Source organism: Kribbella sp. NPDC056951 (genome assembly GCF_042674205.1).
GTDB classification, from domain to species: domain Bacteria; phylum Actinomycetota; class Actinomycetes; order Propionibacteriales; family Kribbellaceae; genus Kribbella; species Kribbella yunnanensis.
The window spans coordinates 22843-35764 of record NZ_JBHUQZ010000003.1 but is presented as its reverse complement, the minus strand read 5'-3'; the positions used below and the strand labels follow the sequence as shown (position 1 = coordinate 35764).

General features: G+C 68.4%; 9 protein-coding genes. 6 read left to right on the top strand and 3 right to left on the bottom strand.

Going from position 1 to position 12922, the window contains the following annotated elements:
* Window positions 1-204 precede the first annotated feature (204 nt).
* Window positions 205-1560: a lytic transglycosylase domain-containing protein gene (locus ACFTSF_RS12885; RefSeq protein WP_380154011.1), complete on the top strand. Its 1356-nt coding sequence runs from the start codon at window positions 205-207 to the stop codon at window positions 1558-1560.
* Window positions 1561-2289: 729 nt separating this feature from the next.
* Here the strand turns inward: ACFTSF_RS12885 and ACFTSF_RS12880 are convergent.
* The gene (locus ACFTSF_RS12880; RefSeq protein ID WP_380154010.1) at window positions 2290-3252 is read right to left on the bottom strand and encodes an LLM class F420-dependent oxidoreductase; all 963 of its coding nucleotides are present in this window, start codon (window positions 3250-3252) and stop codon (window positions 2290-2292) included.
* A gap of 237 nt (window positions 3253-3489) precedes the next feature.
* Between ACFTSF_RS12880 and ACFTSF_RS12875 the strand changes: the two genes are divergently transcribed.
* From ACFTSF_RS12875 to ACFTSF_RS12855, 5 genes are all read left to right on the top strand, one after another.
* Window positions 3490-4029, top strand: coding sequence for a hypothetical protein (locus ACFTSF_RS12875; protein WP_380154009.1), 540 nt, complete (start codon window positions 3490-3492; stop codon window positions 4027-4029).
* Window positions 4030-4125: 96 nt separating this feature from the next.
* A complete protein-coding gene (locus ACFTSF_RS12870) occupies window positions 4126-4377 on the top strand; it encodes a hypothetical protein (RefSeq protein ID WP_344164733.1) in 252 nt (83 codons plus the stop codon).
* A 90-nt stretch (window positions 4378-4467) separates the two neighbouring features.
* Window positions 4468-7473, top strand: coding sequence for a BTAD domain-containing putative transcriptional regulator (locus tag ACFTSF_RS12865; RefSeq protein ID WP_380154008.1), 3006 nt, complete (start codon window positions 4468-4470; stop codon window positions 7471-7473).
* Between the two features lie 18 nt (window positions 7474-7491).
* On the top strand, window positions 7492-8253 hold the full coding sequence (locus ACFTSF_RS12860) for an SDR family NAD(P)-dependent oxidoreductase (protein WP_380154007.1): 762 nt from the start codon (window positions 7492-7494) through the stop codon (window positions 8251-8253).
* 2 nt (window positions 8254-8255) lie between these two features.
* Window positions 8256-8987, top strand: a complete 732-nt coding sequence (locus ACFTSF_RS12855) for a PIG-L deacetylase family protein (RefSeq protein ID WP_380154006.1) — start codon at window positions 8256-8258, stop codon at window positions 8985-8987.
* 10 nt (window positions 8988-8997) lie between these two features.
* On the opposite strand, the gene ACFTSF_RS12850 is transcribed toward ACFTSF_RS12855, so the two are convergent.
* Together ACFTSF_RS12850 and ACFTSF_RS12845 are read right to left on the bottom strand one after the other, a co-directional pair.
* Window positions 8998-10140, bottom strand: a complete 1143-nt coding sequence (locus ACFTSF_RS12850; RefSeq protein ID WP_380154005.1) for a mandelate racemase/muconate lactonizing enzyme family protein — start codon at window positions 10138-10140, stop codon at window positions 8998-9000.
* On the bottom strand, window positions 10137-12920 hold the full coding sequence (locus ACFTSF_RS12845) for a DUF4082 domain-containing protein (RefSeq protein WP_380154004.1): 2784 nt from the start codon (window positions 12918-12920) through the stop codon (window positions 10137-10139). The genes ACFTSF_RS12850 and ACFTSF_RS12845 overlap by 4 nt, the downstream gene beginning before the upstream one ends.
* Window positions 12921-12922 lie beyond the last annotated feature (2 nt).

Genomic DNA, 12922 nt, shown 5'->3' with positions numbered 1-12922 from the left:
ATTGGCGCTGCCAGGGGGTTCACAGGGGCGTTGTTACGGGCCAGTATGGGTACCCGGTGACTGCACGTACACGGTCGAGGTCCGGCGCGTAACCCACGCAACGGGGCGGACGTTGTACCTATTGCGACGGTTGACCGGCAACGACGAAGGACCTGTTCGCAGCGTGGGGCTGAGCAGGTCGATGAGTCACGGAGGGGATCATCGATGGCGAAGGGCAAGCGCCGCGCCACGGGAAACGGCTGGCGCTCGGTTGCGCCGCTCATTCCGCTGGCGCTGTTCGCGAGCGCGTTCACCGTCAGCGCAACCGACGATCCGGCGGTCGCCACGGCGTCGCTGGAACAAGGACTGTCAGGTAAGGACTCGGTCGTCGTACCGAACACCCCGATCGCCGAACCGGCCAACGTGCCGGTGCCGGGCGTGGTGGGTCACGGTGTCGAACCGGGTGAGCCGGCCAACCAGGTGGTGTCCGGCTTGTCCCGCAACGGCATTCCGAAGGCGGCACTGAAGGCGTACTCGCGGACCCAGCAGTTGCTGGGGCAGGCCGATCCGACCTGCCATCTGCCGTGGACACTCGTCGCCGCGATCGGCCGCGTCGAGTCGAACCACGGCCGCTTCGGCGGAAGCATGCTGAACAGCAAGGGAGTCGCCGTACCAGGGATCTTCGGGCCTCGGTTGGACGGCACGAAGACGGCCAAGATCAACGACTCCGACGCGGGTGCTTTCGACGGCGACACGGCCTTCGACCGTGCGGTCGGGCCGATGCAGTTCATCCCCGGCACCTGGCGTTCGATGGGTGTCGACGGTGACGGCGACGGTGTCCGGAACCCGCAGGACATCGACGACGCGGCGATGTCGACCGGCGTCTATCTGTGCTCCGGCAACACCGACATGGCCAAGGCGAGCGACCTGACCAAGGCCCTGCTGCGCTACAACCACTCCACCGACTACGCCAACCTGGTGATGAACATCGCCAAGGCGTACGCCACCGGCAGCTGGATCGCCGTCGGCAACGGCACCGAGGACGGCAACCAGGGCGTCGACCGAGCCGGCGACCAGATCGCCAACCCGAACATCGACGCCCCCGCGGACCACAACCTCCCGCAGGCGACCGACCAGCAGACCTACCCGCCGGTCGTGCCGACCACGGGTCCGGTGGAGCAGCCGGGCAAGCCGGGTACCAACCCGACCAAGACCCCGCCGACCACAACCAAGCCGCCGACCAGCAAACCGACGGCCAGCAAACCCCCGACCTCCAAGCCGACCGAACCCGGCACGCCGTCCCCGAAGCCCCCGACGACGTCGCCGAAGCCCCCGCCGCCCGGCGTGGCCACCCTGCAAACCGCCGTCGGCCTGATCGTCGGCACGGTCGGAAGCACAGTCACCGAGTTGTCGAAGGCAACGACGTACTGCCAGTCGGAGATGACGAAGGCCCACATCACCAAGCCGACCCAGTCCCAACTGCAGAAGTGCGTCACCGCCTACCAAACCGGCGGCACCAAGGCCGTCGAAGGCGTCATCCGCAACCTGCTCTCCCTCCTCGGCCTCCTCCTCGGCGGCTGATCCCCCAGACGGCGCGCCTGCCCCCACCCCTCCCTAGGCGCGCCTGGCGACGCCACAGAGCTACTCCCCCCCAGCTCCGTGGCGTCGCCCTTTACTACCCTCTCGCGGCCTGACTACGCCCGCTCCTCAGTCGGGTGCTACGCAGTCCACCCCACCCGCCCCTTTGCGCGCTCGCAGCGCTCGCTGGCTTGCTCGCTACCGCTCGCGCTGACCACGGGCCGCGTGCGCTGCAGGCAGGCGCAGGTGCTGCACGCCTGGGGGGACGACCCGGACGGTTGTGTTCGAGCCAGCGCGCGTTGCTGCGGACACACGGCACTCCACAATTGCGGATTGCATAGTGCGGTCAGGCGTGGCGGTCGCCGCCAGGTGCATTTGTGGAGTGCCTGCGGTCCGCCACCCGTGGGCGTGCGCGGACCGCAAGCACCCAGTAACCGCGCTCGGGACGCCTTCGCGACACCGACCTGAGCGTGAACTCCGCGGCCAAGCCGCGCTTACACGGTGGTGACCGTCCGCTCTCCGCGCCGGATTCGCAGGAGCCGACGACTCTTCCTCTGCGTCGGGTAGGGGGCGACGCATCGCCGCTGCACCGACCTGCGCCACGCGCGACCTGTGGTCAGGGCGAGCGGTAGCGAGGAGGTCAGCGAGCGTGCGAGCGTCGGAGGGGGTGGGTGGGGTGGACTGCGTAGCACGCGACGTAGGAGCGCGCGTAGTCAGTTCACGTGGGGGAGATCAGCTGAAGCGCTTGGCTACCTGCTCGACGCGGTCTACCAGGTTGAGGTCGTAGGCGACGCCGGGGATGTAGAAGATGACGTAGTCGGCGCCGGCTTCGAGGGCCGCCTCAACGCGGTTGGCGAGTTCGTCTTCGGTTTCGATGTTGTTGTCGTTGGAGAAGCGGTCCCAGTCGATCGGGCCGCGGGCCTTGTCGGTGGCGAGTTTGGGGTCGTCGCCCTTGTCGATGGGGAAGACGTTGATGCCGGTGGACTTGATGATCGAGTCGTAGTCCCGGTCGAGTTTGTTGCAGTGGTCCTTGAGGACGGCGACCTTCTCGCGGATGACCTCGGGGTTGCCGCCGCCGATGTTGGCGGCGTCGCCGTACTGGGCGACGAGTTTGAGGGTGACCTGGGGGCCGCCGCCGCCGATCCAGAGGCTGGGCTTCTTGCCGCCGGCGCCCTTGGGGAGGTTGATCGGGCCGTCGATCGAGTGGTACTTGCCGTTCACGACCGGGCGGTCCTCGGTCCACATCCGGTGGATGATCTCGGTGGCCTCGCGGAAGGCGGCCATCCGCGGCTTCACGTCGGGCCACTCGTAGCCGTAGGCCTTCCACTCGTGCTCGTACCAGCCGGCGCCGATCCCGGCGTACAGGCGGCCGTGGCTGGCGACGTCGACGGTGGAGGCGATCTTCGCGTACAGCGCGGGGTTGCGGTAACCGTTGCAGCCGACCATCTGGCCGATGTTCACCCGCTCGGTGTCGCGGGCCAGCGCGGCCGTCGCGGTCCAGCACTCGAACGTTGTGTTGTCACTCGGCTCCGGGACCGTGTGGAAGTGGTCGAACAGCCAGATCGAATCCCAGGACTGCTCGTCGGCCCGCTTCGCCACCGCCGTCATTGCTTCCCACTGCTCCACCGGATCCGCGATCTGCGCCAGATCCATCTTCCAGCCCTGCGGCACGAACAAACCGAAACGTGTAGTCATGGTCTCCATCCTTTCCATCCGCAGGGCCGCCGGTCCATCGATCCGAGTACTGAATTCGTTCTCAATCAGAGCACCAGAACTTCTGAATCACTCCCGGCGTCGTATCCCCGGCACGCGATCCGAGGAGGAACCATCACCAAGTTCGACGAGCTCTTCGCCCACGCCGTACCGCTGATCGCGGGCGGCACCCATGTACGGGACGAACCGCCGGTCGAGGGTGGGCGGTGGCCGCTGTCGGTGATGCTGCCGGCTGACGATCCGCGGCTGGACGCGTTGACCGCGGAGGCGGCGGAGATCGCCGGGGCGTGGCATTGGCAGACGGGACAGCTCGGGTCGGCGCACTTCACGGTGCGGGCGCTGGAGGGATATCGGAGCGAGGTCCCGGTTGGGGATCCGGCATGTGGTCGGTATCTGCGGGCGATGGCCCGTACGGCGGGTGGTCCGTTCCGAATGCGGGTCACCGGGCTGACGCTGACGCCGGGGTCAGTGATGGCGTGTGCCGAACCGGTAGACCCGGCAGCTGATGCGTTCATGGACGATCTTGCGGTGGAGCTCGGAGCGGATGCGTGGTTCGAGCAACCCCACGGACGACGGGACATCTGGTACGTGAACCTGCTGCACTTCACGGGCGAGATCGTTGACCCCGGCAAGCTGATCGATTGGGTCGCGGAGCGTCGTACGGCGGCGGTCGGGGAGCTGTCGATTCCGGCGGCGGCGCTGGTGCGGTTCCAGCTGGTCGGCGGGGAGCGGCCGCATATGCGGCCGGTGGGGTTGTGAGCGGACGGTTAGGCGATGGTGAGCGGGCTCCGCGAGCCTGTGCGCGTCATCCCGTTCTGGTCCGTCACCCCCGGCGGGCCTGAGGAAGGAGCCACGATGTCCACATTCCGTAAGTCTGCTGCGCTGACCGGTGCACTCGCCGCCGGGGTCCTGGCGGTGTCCCTCGCCACTACCGGCACCGCGTCGGCCGCCACGGTGAGCGGCGGCTGGTACAGCACCAGCGGCGCCTGCAACCAGTCCGGCAAGAACATCACCAGCAACCCGTCCAGCCCGTACGAGGGCTGGTCCTGGAACTGCAAATACGTCAGCACGCACAACCCCCACTGGCACCTCCTCCTCACCAGCTGAGCAGCACCTGCCGGCTCCCACGCTCCTGACCGCTCGCGGTGGTCAGGGGGCGTGGGTATACGTGCACCCGATCCTGACCGAGAATGTGGCGTGTACTTTCGCCTGCTCGGACCGGTCGAGGTGGTCGCCGAGCCGGTCGCTCTCGGCGGCCGGGAGCGGCTCGTGCTGGCGATGCTGCTCATCAACGCCGACCGGGTCACGCCGTCCGACCGGCTGATCGACACGGTCTGGTCGCGCCCGCCGCGGTCCGCCCGGCAGCAACTGCACAACCTCATCGCCCGGCTGCGCCGCAAGCTGGACGCGGCCGGGGACCTCATCGTGACCCGTCCACTGGGTTATCAGCTCGCTCTGGCCGCCCACGAACTCGACCTGCACAGCTTCCGGCTGTCCGTCCTCCGCGGGCGGGAGCAACTGCAGTCCGAGCAGTACGACGACGCCCGGGTCGAGTTGGGCACTGCGTTGTCACTGTGGCGCGGGGACGCCCTCGCCGACCTGTCCGGTGACTGGGCCGCGGCGACCCGCGAGTCGCTCCACCGCGAGCGGGTTGCGGCCGGCGAAGCACTCGCCCAGGCGCAGCTCGCCACGCACGATCACACCGGCGTTCTCGAGACCGTACAGATGCTGCTGGCCACCGATCCACTGCACGAAGGTCTGCACGACCTTCGATTGCGCGCCCTGGCCCGGAGCGGCCGGCGTACCGAGGCTCTCAGCGCCTACCAAGATCTGCGCCGCCGGCTCGTCGACGAGTTCGGTGTCGAGCCCGGGCCGGATCTCCAGGAGACCCACTGCAGCCTTCTGCGGGAGGTCGACCCGCCGCTGGCCTCTCCTCGGCACGTGCCCCGTCAGCTGCCCCGTCCGATCGCACTGGTCGGACGGGACGAGCTCCTCGGCCGACTGACCGCTGTCCTGCGGACGCCGGAACCACGTCCGGGCACGGTGCTTCTCGTGGGAGCGGGCGGCATCGGCAAGACATCGCTCGCCGTCGTCCTCGCCGACCGCGTCCAGGACGAGTACCCCGACGGCACCCTGTACGCCGAGCTCGACGGCACCTCGCGTGACCCACGGGACCCCGACGAGATCATCGACCGGTTTCTCCGCGCGCTCGGCACCACTGCTCCCGCCCCTCACGCCGGACGGGCGGAACGGCTGGCGCTCTATCGCAGTGCGATCGCGAACCGCCGCGTACTGGTGGTGCTGGACGACGCCCTCGACGAACGACAGGTCCGCGACCTGCTCCCGCCGTCGCCGCGTTCGGCCGCAATCGTCACCTCACGGCACCGGCTCGCCGGCCTCGACGACGTACTCCGCCGCAACGTACCGACCCTGTCGACCGAGGTCGCCGTCGAACTGCTGCAGGCAGGTCGGGACATCACCGATCCGGCACCTGAACTCGCCCGGTCTGCCGTGCAACTGTGCGGGCACCTACCCCTCGCGCTGATGGTCGTCGCGGCCCGGCTGGCGTCCGGTGTCGTCGATCTGGCCCAGGTGGTCGAGCATCTCAGCGAGGAGCACATCCGTCTGGACGAGCTCGCGATCGGGGACGCCGACGTCCGGGCAAGCATCGCGCTTTCGTACGACGGACACCTGTCCGCACCCGCTCAGCGACTGCTACGGCGGGTCGCCGCCGTGTCCGTGACGACTTGGCCGGCGTGGTTCGCCGGCGTGGTGCTGGACGACGACGTACTTCTGGGCTCACGGGCGCTGGACGAACTTGTCGACGTCCATCTCGTCGAGCCGTGCGGTCGTGATGCCGCGGGTCAGCTCCGGTTCACCCTGCATCCCCTGGTGGCGGCGTTCGCCGGCGAGCGCGCTGCCCGCGAGGATGACGCGAGTGCGGTCGCGGGCTGTCGTCGTACCGCCGCCATGGCCTGGCTGGGACTGGCCTCGCAGGCCGACGACGCTTTCGGTCACGGACTGCGCCCGGTGATCGGTCCGGACGGCGCCACGATCCCGGCGGGTCTCCCGCCTCATCGCGTCTCCGTCGCGGCGGAGCAGCCCGCGGCGTGGTTCGACGCGGAGATCGACAGTATCCGCGACCTCGTCCACGCGCTGAGCCGCGCCGGTGAGCTCGATCTAGCAGCTGCCCTCGCACTGCGCTCGGACGGTTACCTCGTGGTCCGCGGCGAGACGCACGTCCGTGCTGGCCTGCTGCGGCGGGTCGTCGACTGTTCGGACCTGGTACTGCGCTGGGGCGTCCTGCGGTCGCTGTTCCACACCGCTGCCGAGGCCGGACGGTTCTCCGAACTGGCTGATCTGGCCCAGGCGCAGCTCGACGTCGCTCGCAAGCTCGATGCCGGGGCGATGGAGCAGAACGCCCTGGTGCAGCTCGGCTGTGCACTGCGCGAGCTGGGTCGTTTCGAGGAGGCGACGGCGAGGTTCGAAGACGCCTCGTCCGGCGCGCTGGCACGAGACGACACCATGATGGCCGCCCTGGCACGCGGGCACCTCGGCGTCCTGCTGGCTCGCACCGGACACCCGGTCCGAGGCGCGGCGCTGGTCGCCGAGAACCTGCAGGCCGAACGGCTGCGCGGGCCGTCGCGGCGACTGAGCGTCTGGCTGGTCACGTACGCCGACTGCCTCGCGCTGACCGGTGACGCAGCGGCGGCCGAGCGGGCGTTGGACGAGGCCGAACAGCTCGCCACCAGCTTGGCGGACCGCAACGTCCTGCTCGACGTCGCCCAGACCCGAGCGGCGATCGCGCTGCGCGCCGATGACATCGATCGCGCCGAACGCATCCTCGGCGACAGCTCGGCGTACGGCGAATCGAGCACACCGGAGTCGGAGCCGACCGACGGGGAGTTGCGCCTGCGCGCCGACATCCTGCTCGCTCGTGGGCGAGCAGCTGACGCGGCCCCGTTGCTCGAGCGGGCCGTCGGCCGGCATCGGCGTGAGGGCGTCCGGTTCGAACTCGCCCACGAGCTGGCCCGGCTCACTGCGGTCCACGCGGCCCTGGGCGAGCAGGATCGAGCCGGCCGACAGCACGCGGAACTTGTCGTCCTGCTGCGAGAGCTCGGGATCGGTCTCGACGATCTCCAGCTTCCCCCGGTCGTCGCGCGGATCGGAGGGTACGATTTGCTGGAGATTTCTTCGGAATAGCGAAACATGGAGGTCGGCATGCTGGCTGTCGTGGTGGGCGCCGGAGGGGGAATCGGCGGAGCGTGCGCGCGACAGCTCGCTGAGCAGTACGACACGGTGCTCTGTGTTGATCGCGACCTAGCCGCGGCCGAACGCACAGTCGCGGAGATCGCGAGTCCGAGCGCGCAGGGTGCGGACGGTGTAGGCCCACGAGCGGTTGCGCTGGCGGCGGATGCGGCTGATGCGAACTTTGGGGTGCGGGTGGGCGCGGCTGCTGCTGAGTACGGAGCCGTGGGGTGCGCGGTGTACGCGGTGGCTTATGAAGAGCACACTCCGGCTGTCGAGCTGAGCCGTGAGTCGCTACTCAGGAGTCTGACGGTTGGGCCGGTGGGGGCGTTCGAGTTCTTCCGCGGACTGACGCCGGCCGAAGGAGCGTCGTACATTGCGATCGGGTCGCTGCACGAGACGCAGCCGTTCGCGAAATGCCTTGGCTACAACGCAGCACACGGCGCACTCGGGCAGGTCGTGCGGACGCTCGCCCACGAGTGGGCTGACCGCGGGATCCGGGTGAACGCCGTCGTACCGGGCTGGATCGCGACTCCCGGCGAAGAGGTGTTCCACGGCGCCGAGGCGCTCAAGGCGGCGGGCGAACTCCTCCCATTCGGGCGGCACGGTCGGCCGGAGGAGATCGCGGCCGCCGTTGGCTTCCTGGCCTCGGAGGCGGCCGGGTACATCTCTGGATCGTTCCTGACCGTCGATGGCGCGCTGTCCACTTCGCTCGCCCGGCTGCGAGGACTCTGACGATGAAATACGTCTGCGTGTTCGCCCACCCCGATGACGAGATGCGCTGCCTGGGCACACTGTTGCGGCTACGCGACGCCGGGCACGAGTTCGCGTTCGTGACGATCACCACCGGCGACAAAGGGCTGCCGTATCACCCGCCGGAGGAACAACAGCGAGCCGCCGAGATCCGGACCGTCGAGATGCAGGAGGTCGCGGCGTACTTCGACGCCGAGTACGTCAGCCTCGCCCGCGAAGACGGTTTCGTCATCGAGGACGCCGAACTGCGAGCCGATCTGATCCGCACGCTCCGCCGCGTCGGTGCCGAAATCGTCTTCACCCATTGGACAACCGACTACAACCCCGACCACGTCCTCACCGCGAAACTCGTCACCGACAGCGCCCTGCTCGCGCCGCTCTCGTCGTTCGCCCCCAGTCCCGGCGTCCTCGCCCACGCGCCACGGATCTGGTACGTCGATCCCGGCCCCGGCCACGGTTTCGAGGCCACCCACTTCGTTGCCTTCGGCCCCGAACACGCACAGCGCAAGGCCGAACTGATCCGCAGCCACCGCAGCCAAATGGACGTCATGCGCGAACTCAGCGGCGGCGAGGACTACGCCGACCAGATGGCCGAGCAGGACCGTTTCACCGGCCGCCGCCTCCTCGTCGACCACGCCGAGTCCTTCCGCCCCTGCCTCACCGAACGCCGAATCCCCTGGCCCTCCGACCTCCCCGCCCACCCCGGACTCGTTTGATGGGAACGGGTCAGGCGACGCGATACCTCGCCACGACTTCCGGGTTGACCTGTACGCCGACGCCTGGGGTGACGGGGACTTGGACGTGACCGTCTATCAAGGACAGGCCGTTGGCCAGGTCTCGGCTGATGGGGGCCGAGGAGACGTTGTACTCGACCATGACGGGGTCGGGGAGCCAGGCGGCGGCTTGGACTGTGGCGGCGGTGAGCAGTGGGGAGGTCCAGGCGTGCGGCACGATGCGACGGCCTTCCCGCGCGACCGCGACGGCCAACCCCTGCAACGCCGTGAATCCGCCGCACCGCGACAGGTCCGGCTGGATGACGGTGACACCGGGCTCGGCCAGCAGTTCGTCGAACTCGTCGCCGCCGAGTTGCTCACCGGATGCGATGGTGAGACCGGTCTCCCGACCAAGCCGCGCCAGATCGCGCGGTCGGTCGGCCCGGAACGGCTCCTCGACCCAGTACGGATCCAGGTCCTCGAGACTGCTGACAAATCGCCGTACGGCGTTGAAGTCGCCCGGCAGGTACCCGTCCACCATCAGCCGTACGTCGGGCCCCGCCTCCGCACGAGCGGCGGCCAGCAATGAGCGGGACCCCTCGGATCCCCACGGCCCCCAACCGAACTTGATCGCCCGAAACCCGCGGTCCAGATAGGACCGAGTCGCCGCCCGCATCTCGTCTGGCGTCTCCCGGAACAGCGTGCTCGCATAGGCCAGCACTCGGTCCCGACGCCGACCGCCAAGCAACGAAGCCACCGACTGACCCGACAGCTGCCCGCAGATGTCCCACACAGCCAGGTCGATCCCACTCAGAGCATGCAGCGCCGGTCCGCGCCGGCCGTGGTACCAGGAGTGCTGGTAGAGCCGGTCCCACAGCGCAGTCCGGTCCCACACACTCTGGCCGACTGCTGCGTCACGCAGACCGGCACAGAACGCCGGAATGTGCGACACCGCCTCCACGATCGCCTTGACCACCCACGGGTGCGAGTCCACGTCGCCGTACCCGATGACGCCGGCATCGGTCGTCACCTTGATCAGGCACGTATGCCGGGGCCCGGCCCGCTCGTCGTCGCCGAGCCGGGTCCCGTACTCGATCCCGTTGTCGAGGATGAGCACCTCGACATCGGTGATCTTCACGTCAGTCAGTGTCGTCACCCTTCCGAGAACACCACATCGGCGAAGTAGTTGCGGTTCTGGTAGGACAGTGTCGGGAAGTCGCCCGCCTTCAGCGCATACAACCCAGGCCCGCTGGTCGACAGCGCACCGTTCTGCCGCACGGTTGCCAGCCCGTTCTCCGTCGCGCTGTAACCACCGGCCGAGCTGTACGAGATCACGTACGACGTGAACGCGTCGATCGTGACCGCCTGTGCGAACCGCACCTCCTGCCACCCGGACGCCGACTCACCCACGAAGGTCGCACTGGTCAGCTTCTGACCGGATGCGGTCCACAGCGACCCGACATGCGTCCCGGTGTTGTGCGTCCCCTTGAAGAACCGCACCCCGTGCACCTTGCCGCCCGCCGTACTGCTGAACTTCACGCCCATCTCCAGCGACGTCTGCTCCGTCGCCCCGAACACAGGTGCATCGCTGACGTTCCACAGCGCGTAGGTGTCCGGCTGGAAGATCACATCGGCCCAGTAGTTCGTGTTCAGGTAGGACTGGTTCGGGTATGACGTCGGTCCGTAGGAGAAGTAGCCGGCGCCGGTCGGGGTGTGCACGACTCCGTTGTCCTGCGTGCGTCCGTCGAAGAAGTTGTGGTTGTACCCAAAGGTCCCGTTCGGCGAGTGGTACGAAGCCGTGTAGTTGCCGCCAGCATCAATACGCACCGGCTGCTCGAACCGCACCTCCTGCCAACCCGCAGCACTCTCACCCGCGAAGGTGGCGGTCGCCAGCTTCGCCCCCGAAGGCGACCACAGACTTCCCGTGTGTACGGCGCCATCCCCCGGAGCCTTGTAGAACTTCACCCCCAGTACGACGCCCGGCCGGTCGACGCGGAACCGCACGCCCAACTCGGTCTCCCGCGAATCGGAGTAGTACTCGACCGCCGGACCCTCCTCGTCGTTCCACAGCGACCGCGGGTAGGCGACGCTCGGCCGTTTCGCGACCTTGAACGTCCATTGCCCAGTGATCCACTGCCCGGAGGTGTCCCGCGCCTGGAAGCTCATCCCGCAGGTCTGCTCGTACCGCCACGGCGCACTCGGGGTGAACGTCGCCGTCCGAGTCTCCGGGTCGAATGTCGTCCGCCCCGGCGTACCGGCCTCGATGCCGCCCTCGCGGAGCGAGACGGTCGCCGGATCGATGTCGTCGTAGAACACCACCTGCGGAGTCCGGTGCGGCCAGACAGAGGTAGCGCCGTCAACCGGCGAGATCTTGCGACGCCCCACCGGGTACTGCGGCGGCCGGCCGACGCGGTTGACCCGCCCCGGGAACCCGTCGGCGTACTGCGGGTACGGGAACGGCGAGCCCCACAGCACCTGCGCCAGCGACCGGAATGGCAGCCGCAGATTGTTCGACTGGATCTCCTCGGCCTCCGTCGCCGGGAGGGTCCACAGGTGCAACTTGGCGCCGCGCAGACCTGGGTGGTTCTTGTCGACAACCTCCAAGTCGGCGTCCGGGCGCGGGCGTGGGAAGACGCCCGGGTGGAACCGGTTGTAGATCGCCTCCGCATTCGGGATGCGCCCGTTGTGCGCCGGCGGGGCGGGCGGGTCGTAGTACAGGAACTCGCCGTTCGAGTTGGAGACCTGGTACCCCGCTTCGAGCAACTGGGTCGGCGTCAGCCGGTTGGGCCAGGTGATCCAGTGCTCGAGGATGATGTTCTCGTTCAGCTTCGCGCGCTTGATGCTGTTGAGCAGACCGTCGCTCCAGACCCGCAACTGCTTGTTGTGCGCCCGTACCGTCTCATTCATCTGGTTCAGGAACCCGGTGAAGATATCCACCGGGTTCGCATCCGCGCCGTACCGCTGCTTGGCGCTCTGCCCGAGCTGCGGATACCGGGCGTACTCCACGGTGAAGTTCGGGTCGCCGTCGAGGATCGTCAGGTATTCATCGGCCCCGAGATGCCAGTACGGCGTATCGAACTCGTCCAGGTACTTCTCGAACAACCCGCGCGCGAACGGATAGACCTCGTCCTTGCTGAGGTCGAGATCGCCTCGATCCGGCAACCCCATCCCGGGCTCGAGCAGGCGCTCCATGTGACCCGGCATGTTGACCTGCGGAACCAGCGCGATGTTGTACTTCTTCGCGTACGCCGCGATCTCCTTCAACTGCGCCAGCGAGGTCGTCGACTCGTACCCGACGTACACCCAGAGCAGGTTCATCTTGAGGAAGGCGAGTTCGTTGATCTGCCCCTTCCACCACTCCATCGTGTAGTGACGGGCCGAGTTCGCGACCAGGAAACCGCGATCCTTGTACGTCGGCCAGTCGCGGACCAGCCCGGCCGGCACAGTCGTTGCCTGGCGCAACCACTGGATCACGGTCTGGGCGCCGTGGATGACACCGGCGGCGGTACCGCGCAACCGCAGCGCCGCGCCGACCTCGATCTCGTAGCCCTCGAGGTTCTGGTGCGGGGGTGCGCCCAGGCTGAGCACGAGGTCACCGGCCGCAGGCGCGGGGTTGTCCTGCGTCTCCACCGTGATCGTGCGTTTCAGCACCTTCCCGAGGTCCTCCTGCAGGATGACCTTCGCGCGCGCCAGCTGAGCGGCGTCGCCCGCACGGACGATGATCCGGAACGGCGCCCCGGCCGCCGGTACGACGTACTGGGCACCAGAGCCTGGTGTCCACTCCTGGAGGTTCGGGATCGTCTCCGGCGGATCGGCGAGCGCCCGCTGGCTTGCCGCCGAAGCGGGCAAGGTGGTGGCGGTCGTGGTGAGCCCCGTGGCGAGGGCGGCGCCGCCGGCAAGGGAGAGGAAGTGACGCCTGGGCAGATGTGCAGTCATGG